Origin of the sequence: Mesorhizobium sp. M7A.F.Ca.AU.001.01.1.1, assembly GCF_004022735.1 — a bacterium.
In the GTDB taxonomy this organism is placed as follows: Bacteria; Pseudomonadota; Alphaproteobacteria; order Rhizobiales; family Rhizobiaceae; genus Mesorhizobium; species Mesorhizobium ciceri.
In genome coordinates this window covers 1-21,854 of sequence record NZ_RZPF01000014.1, presented here as the reverse complement: position 1 = coordinate 21,854, position 21,854 = coordinate 1, and the positions used below count along the sequence as shown (strand labels likewise).

At 61.1% G+C, this 21,854-nt stretch carries 20 protein-coding genes and 1 pseudogene; 8 read left to right on the top strand and 13 right to left on the bottom strand.

Going from position 1 to position 21,854, the window contains the following annotated elements; all coding sequences use genetic code 11:
* The 8 genes and pseudogenes from EN884_RS02115 to EN884_RS02080 form a co-directional block, all read right to left on the bottom strand.
* A pseudogene (locus EN884_RS02115) lies at positions 1–297 on the bottom strand (glycosyltransferase family 4 protein); the annotation flags it as partial.
* A 74-nt stretch (positions 298–371) separates the two neighbouring features.
* The gene (locus tag EN884_RS02110) at positions 372–821 is read right to left on the bottom strand and encodes a hypothetical protein (RefSeq protein ID WP_013528107.1); all 450 of its coding nucleotides are present in this window, start codon (positions 819–821) and stop codon (positions 372–374) included.
* Positions 822–834: 13 nt separating this feature from the next.
* The gene (locus EN884_RS02105) at positions 835–2,277 is read right to left on the bottom strand and encodes a GMC family oxidoreductase (RefSeq protein ID WP_063169883.1); all 1,443 of its coding nucleotides are present in this window, start codon (positions 2,275–2,277) and stop codon (positions 835–837) included.
* A 92-nt stretch (positions 2,278–2,369) separates the two neighbouring features.
* Positions 2,370–3,701: a UDP-glucose/GDP-mannose dehydrogenase family protein gene (locus EN884_RS02100; RefSeq protein ID WP_013528109.1), complete on the bottom strand. Its 1,332-nt coding sequence runs from the start codon at positions 3,699–3,701 to the stop codon at positions 2,370–2,372.
* Between the two features lie 67 nt (positions 3,702–3,768).
* A complete protein-coding gene (locus EN884_RS02095; protein ID WP_024501832.1) occupies positions 3,769–4,623 on the bottom strand; it encodes a family 16 glycosylhydrolase in 855 nt (284 codons plus the stop codon).
* Positions 4,624–4,777: 154 nt separating this feature from the next.
* The gene (locus EN884_RS02090; RefSeq protein WP_024501833.1) at positions 4,778–5,173 is read right to left on the bottom strand and encodes a hypothetical protein; all 396 of its coding nucleotides are present in this window, start codon (positions 5,171–5,173) and stop codon (positions 4,778–4,780) included.
* 290 nt (positions 5,174–5,463) lie between these two features.
* The gene (locus EN884_RS02085) at positions 5,464–6,486 is read right to left on the bottom strand and encodes a glycosyltransferase (RefSeq protein WP_013528112.1); all 1,023 of its coding nucleotides are present in this window, start codon (positions 6,484–6,486) and stop codon (positions 5,464–5,466) included.
* 91 nt (positions 6,487–6,577) lie between these two features.
* Positions 6,578–7,702: a nucleotidyltransferase family protein gene (locus tag EN884_RS02080; RefSeq protein ID WP_013528113.1), complete on the bottom strand. Its 1,125-nt coding sequence runs from the start codon at positions 7,700–7,702 to the stop codon at positions 6,578–6,580.
* 514 nt (positions 7,703–8,216) lie between these two features.
* On the opposite strand from EN884_RS02080, the gene EN884_RS02075 reads away from it, so the two are divergent.
* The 6 genes from EN884_RS02075 to EN884_RS02050 all read left to right on the top strand — a co-directional run bounded on the left by EN884_RS02075 (position 8,217) and on the right by EN884_RS02050 (position 14,123).
* Complete coding sequence (locus EN884_RS02075; RefSeq protein ID WP_010913078.1) at positions 8,217–8,369, top strand: lasso peptide; 153 nt, start codon at positions 8,217–8,219, stop codon at positions 8,367–8,369.
* Between the two features lie 137 nt (positions 8,370–8,506).
* Entirely contained in the window at positions 8,507–8,821 is a 315-nt protein-coding gene (locus EN884_RS02070; protein WP_027164264.1) for a PqqD family protein, read from the top strand.
* 169 nt (positions 8,822–8,990) lie between these two features.
* Positions 8,991–9,368 carry a lasso peptide biosynthesis B2 protein gene (locus EN884_RS02065; RefSeq protein ID WP_244514257.1) on the top strand — a complete coding sequence of 126 codons (378 nt, stop codon included), beginning with the start codon at positions 8,991–8,993 and terminating at the stop codon, positions 9,366–9,368.
* On the top strand, positions 9,365–11,287 hold the full coding sequence (locus EN884_RS02060; protein WP_063169881.1) for a lasso peptide isopeptide bond-forming cyclase: 1,923 nt from the start codon (positions 9,365–9,367) through the stop codon (positions 11,285–11,287). The genes EN884_RS02065 and EN884_RS02060 overlap by 4 nt, the downstream gene beginning before the upstream one ends.
* Entirely contained in the window at positions 11,284–12,270 is a 987-nt protein-coding gene (locus EN884_RS02055) for a serine kinase (RefSeq protein WP_063169880.1), read from the top strand. Before EN884_RS02060 ends, EN884_RS02055 begins: the two co-directional genes overlap by 4 nt.
* Positions 12,271–12,278: 8 nt before the next feature.
* On the top strand, positions 12,279–14,123 hold the full coding sequence (locus EN884_RS02050; RefSeq protein WP_063169879.1) for an ABC transporter ATP-binding protein: 1,845 nt from the start codon (positions 12,279–12,281) through the stop codon (positions 14,121–14,123).
* A 108-nt stretch (positions 14,124–14,231) separates the two neighbouring features.
* Here EN884_RS02050 and EN884_RS02045 read toward each other — a convergent pair whose 3' ends face one another.
* Complete coding sequence (locus tag EN884_RS02045) at positions 14,232–14,507, bottom strand: exopolysaccharide production repressor ExoX protein (RefSeq protein ID WP_013528119.1); 276 nt, start codon at positions 14,505–14,507, stop codon at positions 14,232–14,234.
* 601 nt (positions 14,508–15,108) lie between these two features.
* On the opposite strand from EN884_RS02045, the gene EN884_RS02040 reads away from it, so the two are divergent.
* Positions 15,109–15,786 carry a sugar transferase gene (locus tag EN884_RS02040; RefSeq protein WP_013528120.1) on the top strand — a complete coding sequence of 226 codons (678 nt, stop codon included), beginning with the start codon at positions 15,109–15,111 and terminating at the stop codon, positions 15,784–15,786.
* 100 nt (positions 15,787–15,886) lie between these two features.
* Positions 15,887–17,152: a polysaccharide biosynthesis/export family protein gene (locus tag EN884_RS02035; protein WP_063169878.1), complete on the top strand. Its 1,266-nt coding sequence runs from the start codon at positions 15,887–15,889 to the stop codon at positions 17,150–17,152.
* Between the two features lie 121 nt (positions 17,153–17,273).
* Here EN884_RS02035 and EN884_RS02030 read toward each other — a convergent pair whose 3' ends face one another.
* From EN884_RS02030 to EN884_RS02015, 4 genes are all read right to left on the bottom strand, one after another.
* Positions 17,274–18,584: an O-antigen ligase gene (locus EN884_RS02030; RefSeq protein WP_063169877.1), complete on the bottom strand. Its 1,311-nt coding sequence runs from the start codon at positions 18,582–18,584 to the stop codon at positions 17,274–17,276.
* 254 nt (positions 18,585–18,838) lie between these two features.
* Entirely contained in the window at positions 18,839–19,945 is a 1,107-nt protein-coding gene (locus tag EN884_RS02025; protein ID WP_024501842.1) for an acyltransferase, read from the bottom strand.
* Complete coding sequence (locus tag EN884_RS02020; RefSeq protein WP_063169876.1) at positions 19,942–20,913, bottom strand: SGNH/GDSL hydrolase family protein; 972 nt, start codon at positions 20,911–20,913, stop codon at positions 19,942–19,944. The genes EN884_RS02025 and EN884_RS02020 overlap by 4 nt, the downstream gene beginning before the upstream one ends.
* 325 nt (positions 20,914–21,238) lie before the next feature.
* The coding region (locus EN884_RS02015; protein ID WP_128360458.1) for an SDR family oxidoreductase at positions 21,239–21,854 on the bottom strand (616 nt) is incomplete at its 5' end.

Here is a 21,854-nt window from a genome sequence, read left to right as displayed (position 1 = left end):
CTGGACCACGGCAACATCGGGCTTCAGCCTGTCGCCGGCATAACCCGCCGCTTCCCAGGGAAACCAGGCCCGCACCACCGGATAGCCGGGATAGCTGTCGACAACCGCCGGCTGCCGCAACAGCTTCATCTTGGCGCGTGCCTTGAAGCCGAAGACACCGTCACCGAACAGGGCGGCGAGCACAGCCGCTTCATGACCGTGCTCGATCAACTGTTCGGCCAGATGATGCGTGCTCGACTGAACGCCGCCACTGAACTCGGGCGGGTAGCCGTTGCCGCCTGCAAAGAGAACTTTCATGATCGGGCTCCTTGTCGCATCTCGTATTCCTTGCTCGGAGACAACAGGCAAAGGCCGCCGCCTCGCTTTCGACGTCAGGCAAGTTTCGGCGGCTCCAGATTGGCGAAGGGATTGGTACAGGATTGCCAGCCGGTAAACCGGATCGGGTCGTTGGGCGAACTGCGCCAGGCGTAGTCCGTCAGCATATGGAATTCGGCGACGACCCAGCGGTCGAAATGCAGCAGATCTTCCCGCTTCCGCCGGGGCAGCAAGCGACGCGCGGCGCCCAGTTTGAGCTCCTCCACCAGGGTGACGGCATCACTCAGTTTTTCGCTTGGGAAATTCCATGGATTCCTGTCGCGGAACGCCAGCACGAACTGCTGCAGATGCTCGATGCGGATGTTCAACTTGCCAAGATATTTTTCCAGCGTGACGCGCACCAGATCCTCGTCCGAGAAGGAGGAAACGGTGGCGTAGGCGACCCCCGTCGAAACCACTCCGCCAGCCAAGACGGCCAGGGCCGAGCGTCTGGAAATCTCGATCATGCGATACCTCCTTTCACGCGATCCGGCTCGCCGCCCGCAAGGACAGCGCTGCCGCGGTCAGGCTCGGGTTGGCGCAGGAGCAGCTCGGATAGGTGCTGGTGCCGACGACGACCAGGTTTCTGAGCTGATGGTGGATCATGCCGCTGTCGACCACAGAATCGGCCGGGCCGGTGCCCATCCTCAGCGTGCCCTGGACGTGCGATTCGGTCGGCCGAATGCCGCGGTCGAAGAGCTTTTCGACCGGCAGCGGCGCCAGAAGGTCAGGCAATTTCTCCAGAGCGCGCGCCATGCCCTTCACCGCGTAGTCCGATGGCGCCTTGAAGCTGACGAAGGCATTGTCATCCGCGTCAAGCGTGACGTAGTTCTCGGGGTCGAGCAGGTTCTCGGTGACCACGACCAACGGCAGCGCCTGGCGTAGCCGCCCCTTTTCGGCACGCATTCCGTGCTGCCAGCGGTTCTCGAAATAGACCAGTGCCGCCGCATGCTCCGATCGGTGAGGACCATCATAGAGGCCGAAATTCAGGCCGGTTGTGATGGTGCTGCCGTCGAAATTGTCGACACCGTCGAGATAGACCTCGAAATTCCAGCCGTAGGATTCATGCAGGCCGCTGCCGACAAATTCGCCGCCCAGGCCGGATCGCAGCATGATCGCCGCACTCTGGATGGCATTGGCGCCGAGAATGAAGAGATCGCCGCTGACCTGGTATTCCTTGCCGTCATGGCTGAACGTGACCGAACGGACAGCACCGCCGACGTGATCGAGCCGGCGCACTTCCGCACCGAGGCAGACCGAGATGTCGGGATGCTCGAAGACGTGCATCAACCCGTTGTTGACGGTGAATTTGGCGTCGACCGGGCACAGCCAGCAACGCAGATTGGCACAGCACGAGCTGCGCTGCGCGGTCGGCACGCGAGCCCGCGCGGTTGGCATGACGAAGTGCTGGTCGGGCTGCGCCGCCTTCATCATCCTGTCCGGTGTCGACATGCGATGCGGCGGTTGCGGAAACGGCTTCGAGCGGGGCAGCATCGCCGCCATGTCGGGGTCGCCGGAGATCGACATGATGTCTTCCGCGTCGCAGTAGAACGGCTCGACGTCGTCATAACTGATCGGCCAGTCATTACCGATGCCGTAGGTGCTTTTCAGCCGGAAATCATTGGGATGAAATCTTGGCGTCTGCGCGAACCAGCAGTTCGTCCCGCCACCCAGTCCGATCGTGTAGTTCCACGGCTTGTCGGAATTGGTCTTGTAGGTCGTCTCGTCTTCGATGTCGGTGTTGACGTTCTGTTCGAGCTGCCATTCATGGGTGTTGTGGCGTCCCCACTCCAGCACCAGAATGCGCGCCTTTCGGCGCCTGGCGAACTCATGCAGGAAGAAGGCCGAACCGAAGCCGGAACCGATCGCGACGAGATCGAAATGATCCTTGGTGATTTGCTCCGGCTTTACGTCCAGCACCATCAGCTACAACTCCACACAGAAATACGCGCTCAACCCCAGCGTCCGCAGGCCGTGTGCGGACCGGTCTTGCATCCGTCTGACAGGGCCCGGTCTCATGCCGCCATTCTGCCGATCGAGTGATATTCGATGCCATGGCGGGCGATGACCTTGGGGTCATAGAGGTTGCGGCCGTCGAAGATGACCGGCGTGGTCAGCGCGTCCTTCACCGCGTCGAAGGACGGCGCGCGAAAGCTCTTCCATTCTGTGGCGATCAGCAGCGCATCGGCGCCGCGCAGCGCCGCCTCCTTGGTGCCGCACAGAAGCAGGTCGTCGCGCAGCCCGTAGATGGCCTGGCATTCCTGCATCGCCTCGGGATCATAGGCCTGCACATTGGCGCCGGCCTTCCAGAGCGCCTCCATCAGGACGCGCGCCGGCGCCTCACGCATGTCGTCGGTGTTGGGCTTGAAGGCCAGACCCCAGAGCGCAAAGGTCCTGCCTTTGAGGTTGCCCTTGAAATAGCGGTCCACCTTGTCGAAGAGAACCGATTTCTGTGCGTTGTTGCGCTCCTCAACGGCGCGCAGCAGCTTGGCGTCGAACTTGACGCCTTCGGCGGTCTTGATCAGCGCCCGCACATCCTTCGGGAAGCACGAGCCGCCATAGCCGAGGCCCGGATAGATGAAATGGTAGCCGATGCGCGGATCGCTGCCGATGCCCTTGCGGACCTCCTCGATGTCGGCGCCGAGTTGTTCGGCCAGATTGGCCATCTCGTTCATGAAGCTGATCTTGGTCGCCAGCATGCAGTTGGCGGCATATTTGGTGAATTCTGCGCTGCGCACGTCCATCACGATCATCTTCTCGTGGTTGCGATTGAACGGCGCGTAGAGTTCGCGCATCACAGCCTCGGTGTCCTCGCTGTCGGTGCCGACGATGATGCGGTCCGGCTTCATGCAGTCGGCAACCGCGGACCCTTCCTTGAGGAATTCCGGATTTGAAGCGACATCGAAAGCCAGGTCCTCGCGGCCTCTTTTCTTCAGCGTGTCGGCGATCCTGGCCTTCACCTTTTCGCAGGTGCCGACCGGCACCGTCGACTTGCCGACGACGATCTTGGGTTTGTCCATTTCGCGGCCGATGGTCTCGGCGACTGCCAGCACATATTTGAGGTCGGCCGAGCCGTCCTCGCCCGGCGGCGTGCCGACCGCGATCATCTGGATCTCGCCGTGCCTGACAGCGGCGGCGGCATCCGTTGTGAACTTGATGCGGCCGGCGGCATGGTTCTCCTTGACGAGGTTTTCCAAACCGGGTTCGAAAATGGGAACCAGGCCCTGGTTGAGCCGCTCGACCTTGGCGGCGTCGATGTCGACGCACACCACCTGGTGCCCGACTTCGGCAAGCACCGCCGCCTGCACGAGGCCGACATAGCCAATTCCAAACACCGTCAAATTCATTCGGTTTCATTCCCATGCAAGGCAGCGGACCGTTTTCGGCCCCGCCGGTTCAAATCGACTTTCCCAACTACTTTACACTGCATGCCAGCGATTCCGGAAATTGACAGGGTTCGCCGAGCGCCGTGAAGGCGACCCGCTCGACCTGCAGGGAAAGCTTGCGGCCCGGATCCGCGAACGCTCCCATCCAGCCCTTCATCGTATCGCTGCCCCAAAAGCTGAAGAATATCTTCTGTGCATGGCTGGGCAGCTTCGCCGGGTCGGTAATCGTGTTCACCAGTTGGCCGTTGACGTACCATCGCAAGCTGTCCTTCTGCCAGACGAAGGCGTAGTCGTTGAAGGCCTTCTCCGTGCCGCCCGGTACGTCGACCAGTTTCTCGTTCTTGCCCTTGCCCGCGATATAGGCGTTGACCTGCACCTTGGAGGTGTCCTTGGTCAGGACCTCGAAGTCGATCTCGTCCCAGGGCTGCTTGTCGCTTGGACCGATATAGGTGAAGAACGCGGCGTTGAGGCCGGAGCCGGTATCGGTCTTCAGCCGTGCCTCATAGGTGCCATAGCCGAAGCGCTGCTTGGTCTGGATCTCGCCGCAGACGTAGTCGCGATCCTTCAGCGTCTGCTTTTCGAAGCCGAGCGACAGCACACCATTCGACAGTTCGACCATATTTTTCGACCAGGTGCAATTCTGATGGCTGCCGTTGTTCCAGCCGTCGGAAACATACCAGCGCGTGCGGTCGAAGCTTTTGAAATCATCGACAAAGGACGGCGATGTCGGAATGTCCTGGGCATGGGAAGGGGTTGCCAGGAAACCGCCAAGAGCAGCCAGCAGCAACGCACCGAGCGACCCCAGCCGCCGGGCGGCTTGTCCGGTCCGATATGCGAGAGGCGGTGCGTCAATTGCCGTCGTAGGTTTCGGATTCCAATTCATACCAAACTCACCTTTGCGCTGTGTGTCCCCAACCCAAAGTCGACGTTCGAACCGCTCCTGCACGGGCCAACCTTGACCTTCCTTGTGACCCTCTCGATTGCTTCTGCTTCCCGCCTTGCATCAAATCTGTTGCAACAGTTCCGAGCCTTCACGTTCAACCTCTGCCGGCGCCTGCCGGCCAGGCGAATTCCGCCGCGGCGGCCGAGGAGGCATCCTCGTCAAAGACCGTATCCAGCGAATGACGGAGCTCTTTCATCATGCCGTCCTGGCGCGACAGCGCCGCGATGCGGCGCTCGCAATTCAGGATCGACTGTGTCAGTGCGCTGACTTCCGAAGACCGCTTGTCGGAAGCAGAGCCGTTTTCCATCGCTTCGACCAGAAAGGCGGCGTTGGTCGACGTCGTCCGGTAGCGATTCTCAAGCCCGGTTCTCTCGGCCTCGATCTCGGCCGCAATCTGCTCGAACAGCTTTGCCAGACGATCAAGACGTGAAACATCGGCCTGACGGTCGCGGGCCGGATCCCTTGATCTGAAACCGAATATCGAGGCCATGAACTCAGGTTCCCGTCATCGCCGGCTTGTGGGCCGGGCTTCTGGCCGATCCCCGCAGCCGGGGCTCAAAAACTCGTGTTGCGTTGTCGTGCTCCTTTTGAGGGAGAGACATCAGACCAATCCGATCGGGGGCCAAGTTCGGCTGGTCGTCCACTATGCTGCACCGCAACATAGACTGCCATCGTCGGAGCCGCGAGGCAACCACCCAATTCGTAAACTCATAAATCCGACCGAAATGGTTTGCGTGATGACATGCCGCGAGTGGACAAATCGCTGCATCGGGACCGCTCTCAGCGTTCCTTGCCCGTGCTGGTTCCGGCCATCAGAAAGCGCAGCGGCGGCACAGGCTTTTGGCTGGACACAAGGCCGACACGACGAAACAGCGCCTCGAGCTTGTCGGAAGCCACGCCCTGGACGATGGGGACGAGGTTGGACAGGCTGGCGAAGGCGTAAGCCGCAGCCGAGCCCAGCCCCCGCTCGGCCTTGACGTCAAGGAAATTACGCAGCCGATATTTGTCGCGCACGTGCCGTTCATGCCGCCGCAGCACCGCCTTCGAGCCTTCCGGCAGGCTGTCGATCGCCAGCAGCGCCAGATCCGCATCGGCCAAACGCTTCAAGTCCTGGGTCTTGTGGCGGCCGCTCAGGGAATCGGCGCGGACGATGGCGCCGTAGCCGCAGGAGCGAATGACCTTGAACCGCGCCCCGCATGCGACCGCGCGGGCGTAGAGTTCATAGTCCTCGCCCAGCCGCAGGCTCTCGTCGTAGCTCAACCCATGGCGGTCGAGGAAGGCACGGCTGATCACCGGCTTCAAAAAGCCCAGTTCGCCCCTCTGCACGCGGCGCCTGGAGATGTTGCCTTCGACGAAACGCTCGAAATCGAGGAATTCCGGATCGGCGGCAAATTGCGGCGCGACGATTTTCGTCGCGTCGCCTGTCGCATCATCCCTGATCAGCATGATGTTGTCGGCGGCGAAATCCCAATCGGCGCCGGCAAACAGGTTGCGAAACCGGCCTTCGAGGAAGAAATCGTCGGCATCGAGAATGCTGATGAACGGCGATTTCGAGCCGGCGATGGCTGCGTTGCGGGCAAAGGAGGGGCCGCGATTGACATCGAGGCGCATCACGGAGAGCCGCCCGCTGCCATCATCGGCGGATCGTGCGACACCGGCGGTGTCGTCGGTGGAGGCATCGTCGACGACCACGACCTCCGCCACTTCCGGTTCGCGCAATGCGGATGCGATGGCGACGGCGATTGTCGCTGCGGCGTTTTTTGCCGCGATGATCACGCAGACCTCGGATTTCGTCATCGACATGGATTTGCCTCTCGTACAGGTAATATCGATTTGCCCTCGCCCCGTACTCGTTCGATGCACTACAGAATTGCCATCAGCATCCAATTTACCCTCAGCGACTCGCCGGCCGCTCGAAGATGCGGCGGCTGATATCGGCGGACGCCGCCCAGCCTGCTTCGGCCAGATAGCGGACCGGCGCGCGGCCGCACAGTTCCCAAAGCACCGTTCGCCGCTGCGGCCACCGCAGCGACGGCAGCCACGGCGCGATGACCATGCTGAGCAGATCCTCATTGCCGATGCGCGGCAGGATCCTGGTCGCGCGCTGCGACAGCAGCGTGCCGGCACCGCCGAGTAGCACGTCGGCGGCGCGCAGGCCAAGCAGCAGCGTGTCGTCCAGACCTTGCGCGGTAGCGGCATCGAGCAAACGCTGCTGATCCGCCTCGTCGAGGCGGCCGGCGCTGGCGCCGATATCACAGACGTATCCGGCGCAGGGTTCCCGGTTGAAAAGTGCCTTGGCGACGCTGATGCAGGACAAAAGCAATGTATCGGCCACCGAGGTGAACGGCACCGTCGCACCGGCGATTTCGACCTGTCGCTTGCGCCGCAGGAACCCGTCCGCGTCGCGCGGGCTTGGCGAGCCGGGCTGCTGGAGGCGGTAGTGGAGATCGACGGTGGACGACCTCGGCCCGTCGTCCCGGGTCATGTGCTGTTCGCCGAGGAAGCGGACCCACCAGACGGAGCTCGACTTGCCTGATACCTCATAGCCGATCTTGCGAAGCGCATCACGCGCCCTGAAAAATCCGAGCGGCGAAACCAGGATGTCGACATCGCCCGAGGGCTTCATAAAATGGTCGTCGTAGAGAAGTTGCTGCTGGAACGGACCCTTCAGAAAAACGAAATCGATCTCGCTGGCGCGCAGCACGTCCTGGATCGCCATCGAATCCATGATGCAGGACGCGTTCATCGAAACCGTTTTCCTGCGGTAGGTGTCGAGCCATTGGAAAAGCTTAGTTGGCCTCTGAAGCGCGGGTGCGCGCGAAAGCGCCTTGAGGACAAAGACGGCGACCTTGTTCAGCCTGGCAATCTCGGCAATTTTTTCACCGTCAAGATGGCGCATCGAAACGTCGCCCGCGCCCGGGCCGGCGAAAAACAATCGCAGGCAAGCCTGCACATAGGCCACCTCGCCGGCACAGCCGGCGGCGCGCAATCGTTCGTATGAGCCATCCGGCAAGGCCATTTAGCGCACAGTCTCCCAAGAAAGCGTTTCGCGCCGACACTTATGCTGCAAGTGCGAAGCAAGCATCACCAAAAACCTCGATGCCGTAAAGCCTTTCCTTCTGCAGTGCGAATTTTTGCCACCAAAGCGTCTATCGAGGTGGCATCGGAAAGCAGTGAAAACCGCGGTTGAAATGTCCCTTGCCACGTCCGCTTAGGCAATCTCCGGACGATTTCTCAAATGGAAATTCTTTTCATTAGAGAGGCCTAAATATAGGCACAACGCAAACGGCTTATGCAAGCAAAATCAAATGCTTAAAGAATCAGCACAGGCGCGATCGTCGTGCACAAGGAATCGGCTAAAAAATGACAAGTTTTAGGCATGCCGCTCATGTGACGACGCCAGCAACCGTAATTGATTAACAGAAAGTAAAACAGTCTTGACTCATAAATGCTGCCGTGCAGCTATTGCATTGCAGCATAAAAGTGCTGACGGCACTCGACAGGCCGTTTCCAGTCCTAAATCGGAGAGTAAAATGGAACAGAATGTTGAAAAGCATGAATATGAAACGCCAAGCCTGACGGTCCATGGTTCGATTGAGACCATCACCCAGGGCGGCGGCGGCAGCACGGCGATCGACGCATCGTTCCCCGCGCATACGCCGATTGGCGACCTGACGTTCTCCTGAGACCTACAGCCGATTCCAGAGTGACATGTTGGGACTCTGGATTCAAAAGCAGACGTAAGAGGGGTCGGGGGGCCAGCCTCCCGATTTCTCCTGCGCCGCCTGGAGATGTCGCAGCGTTTTGTCAGCGAGGTTTGGGGATGAACGGGGAGCTATCCGACCGTGATCTGGGCGACCACGATAGCGTGTGCGCGACCAAGGATGCCGTGGCTTGCGAGTTCGGCGATGGCTTGGCGCTGCTCAATCTCAAATCCAATGTCTACTACAGCCTGAATGGCGTCGGCGCCTTCATCTGGGATTTAATCCAGGAACCCCGGTCGATCGGCGACATCCGCAGCGCCGTGCTTGCGCGCTACAATGTCGACCCGGTGCGCTGCCAGGCCGATGTCGACGCATTGCTGAAGGGCCTGGCCGATAATGGGCTTGCGAGACGGCATCATGAGGCACTTGTCTAAGCCGGTCCAGCACAAGTCCCTGGTTTCACGGGCCCTGGTTTCGCCGGCCTTGTCTTCGCGGGCCACGGCTTTACGGCAGGAACCGGCGAGAGAAACAAACGTCAAGCAGACGAAGCGCGGGGGAAGCCGGCGCGGGCTGGTCAGGATTTTCTCCCTGACTGGCTCGGAAATGATCTTCCTTGGCCATTGCCTGCTGGTGGTGGCGACAGTTCGGCTGGGGCTGACGCTGTTGTCCTACAATCGTGTACGCAGCCTGGTGACGCGCCTCGACGCGCGGCAGTGCGCCTCAATGGGCGAACTGCGGCGCGTCGCCTGGGGCGTTGCCGCCGCGGCCCGTTTCGTCCCTTACGCCACGTGCCTGACCCAGGCGCTCTCCGGCCAGTATATTCTCGCCCGCCAAGGCAATGAATCGACGGTACGCATCGGCATCGAACGTGGCACAGGCGAGCAGTTGAAAGCACATGCCTGGCTGGTCAGCGACAACCATATCGTGCTTGGCGGATCGATCGACGGCTTCGCCCATCTCGTCGACCACGGCAGCCGATGAGCGGCGTCGCCGGAATCCTGTTGCGCGGAGCAAACGCACCGGCGGTCGCGGCGGCCGACATTCAGCAAATGCTGGCGCGCATGCGCCATCGTGGTCCTGACGGCAGTTCTTGGTGGCTGGACACCAGCATCGCCCTTGGCCACGCCTGGCTCAACACATCGGATGAAGTCGGTCCGGGCCCTTTGACGATGGCTGGGGGCCGGCTCGCCATCACCGCCGATTGCCGGCTGGACAACCGTGACGAGTTGCTGGCCAGGCTCGGTATCCGCGACCAGTCGGTAGCCGACGCGATCGTGCTGATGCGGGCCTACCTGCGCTGGGGCGAAGCCTGCCCGGAGCATCTGCAAGGCGATTTCGCCTTCGCCATCTGGGATGACGAGCGGCAATCGCTGTTTTGCGCGCGCGATCATTTTGGCGTCAAGCCGTTCTACTACCACGCGGCGGACCGGCGTTTTGCCTTTGCGTCGGAGATCGGTCCGATCCTGGGCGTCGAGGGTATCCGCGCACGTGTCAGCGAGCGCCAGATCTCCGGCTTCCTGGCCGGGCTTCCCGACGACCCGCAGTCGACCCCCTACAGCGATATATTCAGCCTGCCGGCCCGCCACAGCCTAACCGTCACCGCGCAACAAGTGATGCTGCGCCGATACTGGCAGATCGAGCCGTCGGCGCGGCCCTTGCGGTCGGATGCATCGGAGGAATTCGCCCATCTGTTCTCGCAATCGGTGCGCAACCGCATGCGAGGGACCTCGGCGGTCGGGGCAATGCTGAGCGGCGGCCTCGATTCCTCGTCTATCGCCTGTGTCGCCGGCCTGCAGAATGCCGCCGCGCGCAAGCCGAGGCTGCCAACCTTCTCGCTGATTTTCGAGAAGGGCTCGCCGATGGACGAGCGGCCCTTCATCGATGCCGTTCTCGACCAGCAGAAGGTCGACGCGACGCTGATCCCGGTTGGCAACTATGCCCCATTTGCCGAATTCGAGCGCGTGCTGGAAGAACAGGAAGGAACGTTCCTGGCGCCGGGCCTGACGCTCACCCGCGGCATCTACCGGACTGCCGGCGCCAAGGGCATCAAGGTGCTGCTGGACGGCCATGGTGGCGACGAGGTCGTTTCACAAGGCCACGGCCACCTGCACGAGCTTGCGAATGGCGGCCGATGGATGGATCTGTGGCGCGAGGTCCGCAGCGCCTCCAACACCTATGGCGACAGCACGCTTGGCCTTTATCTCCAGTTCCTGACCCTCTACGGGCCGGCCTGGCGCATCGCCAGGCTGAGGCATATGGCCAACCGTGCCCTGAACAAGATCCGCAAGCCCGCGCAAGTGTCGCGCGCACGAAGCTGGCGCGACCTGATCAATCCGGACCTGGCCAAGCGCACCGAGCTTGTCGACCGGTTTCACCGGGCCGGCTACATGCCGCCCGGCGTCCAGGCCAGCGATGCCTTGAGCCATCGCTGGATCCTGTCGAACGGCTATGTCCCGCATGCTTTCGAGGTTCTCGACAAGGCCGCCGCCAATTTCGGGGTCGAGCCGCGCTACCCCTTCTGGGACAAGCCGCTGGTCGAGTTCTGCCTGGCGCTGCCGGGCGAGGAGAAGCTGAGCCACGGTTTTGGCCGCTATGTGCTGCGCCGCGCCATGCAAGGCGTATTGCCGGAGGCGGTGCAGTGGCGGCGCGACAAGATCGACTTCACTGCCAATCTCCTCAATGGCATGCTGCGCAACCATCGCGACCTCCTGGAACAGCTGCTGGTCTCGGATGCGAACCGCATCGCGCCTTACGTCAATCTGCCTCAAGTGAGTGCTGCCTATGCGCGGCTGCTGCGCCAGCCCGATCAGGCAGCCCCCCTGGATGTCCAGTATGTCTGGCGCTCGGCCTCGCTGTCGCTCTGGCTGCGGCAGCTCAAGCATGGCGGGAGCCCCGCATGATGCCGCGCAACGAGCCGCTCGCTCTATGCAATGATGATGCCTTTTCGCATGGCCGGGCCAAGCGAGAACGCCGCTTCTACCGGGCCTACGGCCTGACCATCGCGTCGGAGGTGACGTTGCCCGAACTGCAGCCGGCGACGCCGGGGGCGGCGGATGTCGTGATTGCCGTCGGCGCGATCGACCTGCCAAAGCCCTCGCCCGAAGCCGCGACCGACTTTCGCTTCGAGCCGGACCGGCAATATCTGGCGTGGCATGCCGTGGGCGCGTTCCTGATCACCGATTCCAGCCGTATCGACATCGAACCGGCGCCCGGCGTCGACGACGCGCTGCTCGCGTTTCCGCTGCTTGGTCCGGTCATGGCGCTGCTCTTGCACCGGCGCGGCCTGCTTGTCCTGCATGCCAGTGCCATCGCCGCCGCCGGCACGAGCGCCATCTTCATGGGTGACAAGGGAGCCGGCAAGTCGACGACCGCAAGTGCGATGATCCGGGCCGGGCATCGACTGCTTACCGATGACGTGGTGGCGCTGGACCTCGCCAATCCGAGTGAGCCAATGACCGTTCCGGGCTTTCCGCAGATCAAGCTGGCGGCCGACGCCGCGGCGGCGATCTCGCTTGGGGAAGCGGAAGTGCGGCCGCAAGTGCATGCGGCGATCGACAAGATGCAGCATCGCCTGAACGGTGGCTTTTCGGGCGACGAGGTGCCGGCGACCAGGATCTATATCCTCGAGCGCGGCGAAAGGGCTGACATCACGCCCTTGCCCGCCATTGCCGCCCTGCCGGCCATCATCAAATTCTCCTATGTGACGCGCTTCGGCCGCGCGGCCCTGCCCGGCGACTTCGCGACGGCGCATCTTCGGCAATGTTCATGGATTGCCAACCATATCGGCGTGTACCGGCTGGAAGTCCCGACGGGCCTGGACAGGATCGGCGAAGCCGTGGAACTGATCGAAAAGGATCTGTCGGCTGGCAGCCGGCGGTTGTGAGCGCAACCATGTCGAAGCCCCCAATCCTTCGCCTGTCGCTGTTTCGAGAAATTGCCGCCTTCGGCGCCACCATTGCCCGGATCGGCGGCCGGCGAACGTGGACGGCGCTGTTCTTCCTCATCCTCGGCAGCCTGACCGAGGGCATTTCGATCCTGCTGCTCGTCCCGCTGCTGCATCTGGTCGGACGTGCCGACCAGGATTTCGCTGTTCGGCTGCCCAACGATGATTTCGTGCGCTGGCTGGTGCCTGATGGCACGCTGCAACTGACGACCGTGCTTTGCGCGCTGGTCGGGCTTGTTGCGGCGCAGGCGGCGTTCAATCGCTTCAAGTCGGTCTACATGGCCAAATTGCTGTTCGATTTCATCAATCGCGTTCGCATGAACCTGTTCGAAAGCATCGGCAAGGCGCGCTGGGGCGTTTTTACACGCATGCGCAGTTCCGATCTCGATCATGCCCTGACCGGCGACATCGACCGCGTCCAGGGCGCGGCTTTCTCACTGCTGATGCTGGTGCAAATCGCCGTTCTTCTGGCCGGCTATCTCCTGGTTTCCGTGTTTATCTCGCCGGTCATGACGCTGTTTGCCGTGGTCGTCGGCATCCTGATGTTCGTGGCGCTGCGGCCCTTCCGGGCACGGGCCACTGCCTTCGGCCGTGTGCTGACCGCCAATCGCCAGGACCAGTACCGGACGGTCTCGGAATTTCTCGGCGGCATCAAGGTGGCCAAGAGCCTGAACGTCGAGGACAGCTATTTCGCGCAGCTGCGGTCGACGCTTGAGAGGATGAAGGCCGACAACATCGACTATGTGCGCAACAGCACCATCGGCACTGCTGTATTCCAGGTGGCGAGCGTCGTGGGCCTGAGCCTGTTCATCTATGTGGCTTTGGTCCGCTTCAATCTGTCGCTGGCCGAGATCGTCGTCCTGCTCCTGGTCTTCATGCGTATCGCGCCGCGCTTCATGGACATGCAGACGCAGGCCCAGCAAGTGCTGATCAACCTGCCCGCCTTTACGGCAATGCGCAGCCTGCAGGCACGTTTCGACGCCGAACGCGAGCCCGGCCATACCGAGTTCGCCGACGCCGGGACACTCTCCCTCAATAAGGGATTGAATATTCGCGGCGTGTCCTTCGCCTACGGAGATGCTGTCGACAAGGCGGTGGTGAGCGGCATCACCTTCGGCCTGCCGGCCGGCAAGGTCACCGCCCTGATCGGCCCGTCCGGATCGGGCAAGAGCACGATCGCCGACATGCTGCTTGGCCTGCTGGAGCCCACCACCGGCAAGATGCTTGTCGATGGCGTCGAGATCGATGCCAGCAATCGCCGTCGCTGGCGCGACCAGGTGGCCTATGTGCCGCAGGACGTGTTCCTCCTGCACGACACGATCGCGGCGAACCTGCGCCTCGCCGCGCCACGGGCCAGCGATGGCGATCTGTGGGCCGCGCTGCGTCAGGCGCACGCCGGCGAGTTTGTCGAACGGCTCGACCTCAGGCTCGAGACGGTGGTCGGCGATCGCGGCGTGCGGCTCTCGGGCGGCGAACGCCAGCGCATCGCGCTCGCGCGCGCGCTGCTGCGCAAGCCGTCGCTGCTCATTCTCGACGAGGCGACCAGCGCGCTCGACTGGCAGAACCAGTCGCTGATCGCCAGGTCGATCGATGGATTACGCGGTACGATGACGATCCTGACCATCGCGCACCGGCCGTCGATGATCGCCTTCGCCGACTGGGTGGTGGCGATGGAAAACGGCCGTATCGTCGAGGTCGGCCAATATCAGCGGCTGAAGGAAAAAACCGGCAGCCGGTTGTCGAGGATGCTGTTGGGGGAACAGTCGGAGAGCGAACCCGCTGATGTGGCGTGAGCCGGCGACCAAGACGCGTCGCGCCGAGACGGATTCACGCGGCGCTTTGGTCCCTTTGTCTCGAAGGATGTCGTTGCCGCCAAACCGGCCACGTTTGAGCAGTCTGCATCAATGCAGGCCGCGCCTGGCACCGCCCAGCTTCTCGCTTTCGGCGACCTCGGGTGCGTTCAGTTTGCGCTCGGCGTCACGAGCTATGTCGGCAGGCGTCGGCGCGCTCCTGGCGATCATGGTGTAGATGAGCACGAAATAGCCAGCCTGAATGGTCACGGCGCAGATGATGACACGCACCAATATCGTGCCTATCGACGCACCGCCCAGCCAGGACCAGCCGACGACGATCGCCAGAGCGAAAATCATCCCGAGGATGAATTTTGGAAGTGCCATACCCAACAGCCCATAAACCGGCTCGGGTATTATCGCGATTGCCCCACCCGAGCGCCGTCCCTTGTCATGTGGGCTTGTTAAGGTCGCCCACTCTCGACCGGTTGCTTCCGGCCTTTTCCACCTGTCGTCACCGTGACAGGTATAATTTGCAATTCTATTAAGGCGAGCAATAGGCGGCAAGGGCAACTTCGGTTATTTTTGATCGAGCTTTTGCGATCGACTCTGCCATGTTGCAATGCACGCAACGGGAGCTAGGCCGATATCCTCTCGTCGATATTTTTCAGTAAAATGGCCAATATTAAGTAGTATTTTATATGGTTTTGACCAAGCATCACGGCATGATGAAGCACTAGTTTGTACCTCGCCTTGGCAAATAGGTAGGTCCGCCTAAAAACCGCCCCACAAAGGCCTCTATTTTTTCGGCTGTGCCCATTTATTGTCACAAATGTGCTAAATATGCCGAAATTTGTGCATGGCAAGCTTATTATTTAGTCATTTCATGACGTGACTATTTCAACGGGGTGGTAAATTGTGTGTTGCGCTGCAACATTTTTTTGGTATCGTGTGGTGAACCATTCGTTCAACGCATGGAGTTTACGGCATGAGGGACGTTGCCAAGTCAGCCACCGCGAGCTTTTCGCAGGCTGACATCGATTTTCCGCCGCCGATCGGCGGCCTGCTCAAACGCAGCTTCGATATCACCGGTTCACTGATTGGCTTGATCGCCCTCAGCCCGCTATTTGTCATGATAGCGCTGCTCGTCAAGTTTTCCGACGGTGGCTCGATTTTCTACGGCCACAGGCGAATCGGGCGGGGCGGACGGATTTTTCCGTGCCTGAAGTTCCGCACCATGGTTCCGGACGGCGACAAGGTGCTGGCAGCCTATCTCGCCACCAACCCGGACGCCAACGCGGAATGGATCGCGACCCGCAAGCTGAAGAACGACCCGCGCGTCACCCGCGTTGGAGCAGTGCTGAGGAAACTCAGCCTCGATGAGTTGCCGCAGATCATCAACATCCTGCAGGGCGATATGAGCCTTGTCGGTCCGCGTCCGGTTGTGCGCGACGAACTAGAGATCTATGGCACATCCGCCGTCTACTATCTGAAATCGCGTCCGGGCCTGACCGGCCTGTGGCAGGTCAGCGGCCGCAACGATGTGTCCTATGACAGCCGCGTCGCCTTCGACCGTCACTATGTTGAGAACTGGTCGCTGTTCGAGGACGTTCGCATCATCATCAAGACCGTCCCGGCCGTCTGGATGTCGCGCGGTTCTTACTGACCGGCCGGTGGCCAATGCCAGACATTGGCGTCGGCCATTCGACGCAAGCTCATCGGGCGATGGGGCTATAGCGGATCGGAACGTTGAGTTGAAAACAGATTTGTTCGAAGCCTTTCGCGGCGGCCCGGTTTCCGGCCGCCTGCGGCGGGCGCGTTTGCTGGCCACATGCCTTGCCATGGCCCTCGTCGTCCCGGACATGGCCGCCGCCGGCGACTATCGCCTCGGCTCGCAGGACAAGCTCACCATCCGCGTCGCCGAATGGCAGACCGTGGAAGGCACATTCCGTGACTGGTCGGCGGTGAATGGCGAGTACACGGTCGGTCCATCCGGCACGCTGTCGGTGCCGTTCGCCGGCGAACTGCCGGCCTCCGGCAAGACCACGTCCGAAATCGCAACGGCGATCGGCGAGGCTTTGCAGAAAAAACTCGCTTTGTCAGACAGACCGGAAGCCTCGGTCGAGATGGCGCAGTTCCGGCCATTCTACATTTCGGGCGAAGTCCAGAACCCCGGCCAGTTTCCATATGTGCCTGACCTGACAGTGTTGAAGGCCATCAGCGTCGCCGGAGGCATCCGGCGAAACGCCGACTACGGACCTCAACTCGGCAAGGACTTGGTTACCGCCAAGGGCAATTTCGATGTCTCCGACGACCAGCGCATTCGGCTGATCGTCAGGCGCGCCCGCATCGACGCGGATATGGCCGGCAAGGCCAGTTTCGACGTGCCTAAGGAGGTCGAGGGCGATCCGAGACTGCCAGCCATCGTCGCGGACGAAATGACTATCCTGACAGCGGACCAAAAGGCGCTGAAGCTGAAGCTTGAAGCGCTCGACGATCTCAAAGGGGTTTTGGAATCCGAGATCGAATCGCTGCAGAAGAAGATCGTCAACCAGCAGCAGCAGGTCGACTTGGCGCAGCAGCAGCTCGCCAGCATCGGCCCGCTAGCGCAGAAAGGCCTGATCGCCAACGCCCGACTGCTGGATTCGCGCCAGTCGGTTGCCGACCTGCAGGGCAAGATCCTGGACTACGAAACCGCCATCCTCACCGCCAAGCAGTCGATCAGCAAGGCGAAGCAGGACGCCATCGATGCCCAGAACACCTTGAGTTCAAACCTCGCTACCGCCCGGCAGCAGACCGAAGCCGACCTGAACGAAGCCGCGCTGAAGGCGAATATGCAGAAAGGCCTGATAGCCCAGGCTACCGATCCCGCGACTGTGGCCGCCATGACAAATGATCAGCAGCCCGCCCTGCTTTATTCACTGGTGCGCAATGTCGACGGCAAGACCAGCGAAATCGCCGCCAAGGAAGACACACTCGTGCTGCCTGGCGATGTGATCAAGGTCAAGCTGGCGCCGCTGGCCAGCCAGTAGCCCACAGCCCGATACCATCCAGCATCTCAATCCGTCCCGTGAGGGGCGGATTTTTGCTGAGCACCATGCTTGCCAGGCGAAGGCTTCCCGCTGCCCTGACTTCAACCCGCGAGTTGATTGCTTATGACGACCCAGCGGCCGCCGGACGGCCGGCATGCCGGGGCCAATCAGCTTCACCCGTGGCCGCATCCGCCGGCGCCTGCGACCGCCGCGTGCGGGTAGTAACGGGCAGCCGCGCCAGCTTGAAGAAACTGTAGTACATCAAGAAGGAACCCGTAAAATAGGGGTTGAGTATCTCGACCTCGACGAAGGAACGAATCAGCAGCAGCACCATCACGCCGGCGAGGATCACCGGCTCGGCCCGCCATGTCTTGAAGACCACCGCCGACACGTGGCCGTAGAGCGTGCGCAGCACGATCAGCGATACCAGCGTCGCTCCGACGAAGCCGAGTTCGACAAGAGCCTCGATATAGGTGTTGTGGAAGTGGAAGCCGGTGCGGGTGGTGATGTAGAACTCGTTCCACAGCCGCTCGGCTTCGGCGAAGCCCTGCACCCAATAGGCGGCATAGCCGACGCCGAGAATCGGCGATTTCTGCACGGCATTCCAGCCCTGCTCCCACAGATAGGTCCGTCCGGTGAGCGTCGAATCCTTGCCGAAGAGGCCGAGGACGAAGTCCATCAGCCCGAGATTCAAGGCGACAAAGGCAGTCACGACCAGCAGACCGGCGCCGATCAGGAAAATCACCCGGCGGTAGCGCCGTGACAAAATTTTGCTCATCGCAAGAAGCGTCACCAGCGCCAGAACCGCCGGTATAGAGGCCATCGAGGTGGCGGAATGCGAGACGAACAGCAGATAGGCCGACAGCAGAATGAGAGGCGCTGTAAGCATGAGGCTCAGCCGGCCGCGCCTGTAAAAGGCAAGGAACACCACGCTGAAATATATGCCGAGCGAGGCGACAAAACCGAGCTGGTTCTTGGAGGCAAACGCGCCGACGAAATTGTAGGTGCCGTCGAGAACATCGTCGGAATAATTGCCGACCCGCAACGAATACAGCAGGATGAAGAAAATCCCGACCAGGGCGCCTATCGTCAATGCGCGCACGCTGACGGTGCGCGCCGCGATATAGGCACAAGCGATATGAGAGAGATATTGGAACGCCGTCCTTGCCGTGATGCCCGGCGCAACCGACCAGAAAATCGAGAAGCAGACATAGGCGGCAAACAGCAGCGGCAGCCAGGCGCTGGACAGATGCCGCAGAAACCGCCGGTAGTCGACCATGACGAGTGGAAGCCAGACCGCGTAGTAGGCCAGGATCAGCACCTGGCCGAAAATGAACGAATAGGAAAACGCCCAGATCGAGACGGCTACGGCAAAGGCGCCATAGACCGAGTTCTTCTCGGGATCGACCAGCAGGGACTTTGGAATCTTCATCTCAGAGTCCCGCCGACACGACCCAGTGCCGGCAAGCCATGAGCCGGCCGGATTTTTCGCAGACATGGGCGTGCAATAAACGGCTTCTCCATTGTGCAGTGCAATATAACCTATCGCGCCCGGCGCTCAATGGCAAATCCGGTCAACTTATCTTACGCGAATTGGCCAAGCGGCGGATACCGAGTCGTCGCACCTTGGAACAGGGCGATCCGTCACAAATCCAGAGGCAGTGGGCGGCCTGTTCCCATCGCGAGTCAGATATGATTTTCGGTTTTCCTGAGCGTCGAGGAGGCTTGCCTACGGGCTGCCAAGCCATTGAAGAGAGCCTGCGCGGGTCGCTCGATCATTGTATAAAGGACAATGGATACCGCTATGGACAGCGCGCATGCCACGATGCCGGCCAGCCCCTGCGCCATCAGCCCTGACTGATGCGGTAGCAGTTTGCTCGCCAGCTGGATCACATAGGGGTGCGAGAGGTAGAGCGAGTATGATGCATCTCCGAGCAAAACCAGAAATGTTATCGCGCGCGTCCGGGGGGGCGACCAAGACAAAGCGGCGGCGGTTAAAACCACGGCAGGGACGCCGTTCGCCAGAAGCCAGGGCAAATCAGGTATCATTTGCCGAATGGCTATTGTCGCCACGAAAATCGCAAGCATAAGCCACGTACGTCCCACGAAAAGCTTCGCACTATGCACATATGCCAGGTAAAGTAAGATGCCAAAAACAAATTCCAGCATCAGCGGATTTGTATAAAAGCGCCAAGCGACGTTTTCACTCTGGATGAATTGACCCATCGCCACGAGAACTACTATGAACATGGATGGCGACAGTGGGCCGCGCAGGCCGCAAGCTATGCACGCAGCATATATTGCATAGAAGAACATCTCATAATTGAGGCTCCAGCCGAGAAAGAGCAGCGGCTGAATCGAACCGTCGACCTTTTCGAACGGGATGAAGAACAGTGATTTCAGGATCGTTTCGCCGCTCACGACGGTCGAATTCAGCAGACCGGGTTTCATCAGCGCAATCAACACGATACCTGCCGTCAGCGTCCAATAGAGCGGAACGATACGAACTATGCGGCGGCGACAGAATTGCCAGGCGCCTTTGGCCTCATCGGTGGTGTAAGCGATTATAAATCCACTGATTACGAAGAATATATCAACGCCTGACGCTCCGAATCCAAAGATATTTTCCTTAAGACCAAACTCTATTTGAAAACCGCTTCCAATATGGAACAATACCACCGCAAAAGCGGCGACGAACCTTAGAACTTGGAGCCCGAGCAGCTTGCGACGAACATTGGTGCTGTCCGGCAGCACCGTTGGTGATTCTACGCCAACCGTCGAAGCTACAGTCATTTTGTCTCTTCCCAGCCAAGGTCCGCTTTCACACGGGCCTCAAGTTCATCGGCCATATGACCCTGGCCGATTTCATTTGGATGCGAGTCGCAGCCGCGTGAAGCAACTCCTCCCGGACTGTCGAATCGTATCAGAGCAATTTTTCTTTCACCCGCGGCACGACGGACCGCCACGGCCTTGTTCACGGCCGACACCGCGGCATCGAGGTCGGCGCCCCAAAGCATCGGGCCGATACCGGCATAGATCATTGCGCCAGGCGCGTTGGCGCGCAATTGGGCAAGCAAGTCCGCGTAGCGTGCGACAAAATCCGGCGGCCGCGCGCCACCACTGAAATCGTTGCTGCCGAGATGCACGACAATGACATTGGTATCAGGCAGTTGCTCCCGGTCAGGACGTGACGGCATCAGTCGCGTGTAGAGGTCGCGCATCGTTGCGTTGGTGCTGCCATCATAATTGCGGACAAGGCCCTTCCCGGATGCTGCAAGCGTCGTAACGTCTGCTCCAAAGCGGCGCGCCACGACTGCGGCAAAGGTCAAGTACTGGTTCTCGGTATCGGCGCTAAACCGGCATTTGGCGTCCTTGCCCTCGACGCCGTAACCCGCCGAGATGGAGTCGCCGATGACTAAAAAGCTGCGGGTTTTCGGCTGCGGCGGCAGAAAAGATCCGTCGGTCCGGATATCCTTGAGAACAGTCGCGCCGAATGACGCTTCGGTTCGGCGGACAAGACGCACGGCGTGCCGGGCGGCCACCGTATCCAATACGACTCTGTAGGTGTGTTCGCCCTTCTTCAAGTCAAGGCGGGATACAGCACCGTCAACATCAACGACCATGCTGTTGCGGCCTGTGTCGTCAAGCACTACGTCGAGCCATGCCCCTTGGAATTCAACCTCGATGGCAGTTCCCGGCCATTCAAATGTGGCTTGGGTTCCGGTCGCCAAAAAGCGACCAACCAGCCGCGCGCTGTGCAACTCCGATTCCCCGGCAAGCGCACAGCGATCAGTGAGCCCATTTAACCCAGCTGCCGCCAACACTGCTATCAGGAATGGCCGAAGACCGGCTACTTTCATCTAGAGTCAGCCTGTGAGAATGGCGAGTGCTACAAGAGCAGTAAACACCTTTTCTCGCAGATGCGAAAGAACTTTTCGCACATGCGAGATGCAGGGCGCGTGCGAAAAATCCGTCCTAAGGCGGTCGTCGCAAGCGGAAGCGCCCCGCCTGATGCCGGCGCCTTTTTAGACACTGGTCCTTTTCAGTCCCCGTCAGTTGGACTTTCGCAAGCACCCCGCTGGAGCGCTACCAAAGCGCTCCGCCGGTGATCTGGATGTTCTCCATGGTGATGCCCTTGGCGAGATCGGAGCACAGGAAGACCGCCAGTGCGGCGATCTCCCGCGGCTGCAGCAGGCGCTGCTGCGGGTTGCCCCTGGCGATCTCGGCCATCGCTTCCTCTGGCGTGCGCCCCTTGCCTTCGCGCTCCACGACCTGCGCCACATTGCGGCGCATCAGTTCGGTCTCGACCCAGGTCGGGCTGATCATAACGCAGGTGACGCCATGCGCCGCCCCTTCCAGCGCCACGCAGCGGGTGAGACCCAGCAGGCCGGCCTTGGACGCGCAGTAGGCCGGGTTGTCCTTCCACCCGACCAAGGCGGCCGTCGAGCCAATGTTGACGATGCGGCCCCAGCCGCGCTCGATCATACCCGGCAGCACGGCACGCGTGACGCGGAAGGCGCCGGTCAGGTTGGTGTCGACGATCTTGTCCCAAAGCGCGTCGGAATGGCCGCAGACCGGCTGCTCGGCGGTGGTGCCGGCGGCGTTGACCAGAATGTCGGCGGGGCCGATGGCCGTCTCGGCGTCAGCCGCGAAACGGTTGGTGACGTCGCTGTCGCGAACGTCAAGGTGTGCGGCGTGAACT

Coding starts and splice junctions, on each gene's coding strand:
- EN884_RS02110 (WP_013528107.1), bottom strand. CDS start 821: ATGATCGAGATTTCCAGACGCTCGGCCCTGGCCGTCTTGGCTGGCGGA.
- EN884_RS02105 (WP_063169883.1), bottom strand. CDS start 2,277: ATGGTGCTGGACGTAAAGCCGGAGCAAATCACCAAGGATCATTTCGAT.
- EN884_RS02100 (WP_013528109.1), bottom strand. CDS start 3,701: ATGAATTTGACGGTGTTTGGAATTGGCTATGTCGGCCTCGTGCAGGCG.
- EN884_RS02095 (WP_024501832.1), bottom strand. CDS start 4,623: ATGAATTGGAATCCGAAACCTACGACGGCAATTGACGCACCGCCTCTC.
- EN884_RS02090 (WP_024501833.1), bottom strand. CDS start 5,173: ATGGCCTCGATATTCGGTTTCAGATCAAGGGATCCGGCCCGCGACCGT.
- EN884_RS02085 (WP_013528112.1), bottom strand. CDS start 6,486: ATGTCGATGACGAAATCCGAGGTCTGCGTGATCATCGCGGCAAAAAAC.
- EN884_RS02080 (WP_013528113.1), bottom strand. CDS start 7,702: ATGGCCTTGCCGGATGGCTCATACGAACGATTGCGCGCCGCCGGCTGT.
- EN884_RS02075 (WP_010913078.1), top strand. CDS start 8,217: ATGGAACAGAATGTTGAAAAGCATGAATATGAAACGCCAAGCCTGACG.
- EN884_RS02070 (WP_027164264.1), top strand. CDS start 8,507: ATGAACGGGGAGCTATCCGACCGTGATCTGGGCGACCACGATAGCGTG.
- EN884_RS02065 (WP_244514257.1), top strand. CDS start 8,991: ATGATCTTCCTTGGCCATTGCCTGCTGGTGGTGGCGACAGTTCGGCTG.
- EN884_RS02060 (WP_063169881.1), top strand. CDS start 9,365: ATGAGCGGCGTCGCCGGAATCCTGTTGCGCGGAGCAAACGCACCGGCG.
- EN884_RS02055 (WP_063169880.1), top strand. CDS start 11,284: ATGATGCCGCGCAACGAGCCGCTCGCTCTATGCAATGATGATGCCTTT.
- EN884_RS02050 (WP_063169879.1), top strand. CDS start 12,279: ATGTCGAAGCCCCCAATCCTTCGCCTGTCGCTGTTTCGAGAAATTGCC.
- EN884_RS02045 (WP_013528119.1), bottom strand. CDS start 14,507: ATGGCACTTCCAAAATTCATCCTCGGGATGATTTTCGCTCTGGCGATC.
- EN884_RS02040 (WP_013528120.1), top strand. CDS start 15,109: ATGAGGGACGTTGCCAAGTCAGCCACCGCGAGCTTTTCGCAGGCTGAC.
- EN884_RS02030 (WP_063169877.1), bottom strand. CDS start 18,584: ATGAAGATTCCAAAGTCCCTGCTGGTCGATCCCGAGAAGAACTCGGTC.
- EN884_RS02025 (WP_024501842.1), bottom strand. CDS start 19,945: ATGACTGTAGCTTCGACGGTTGGCGTAGAATCACCAACGGTGCTGCCG.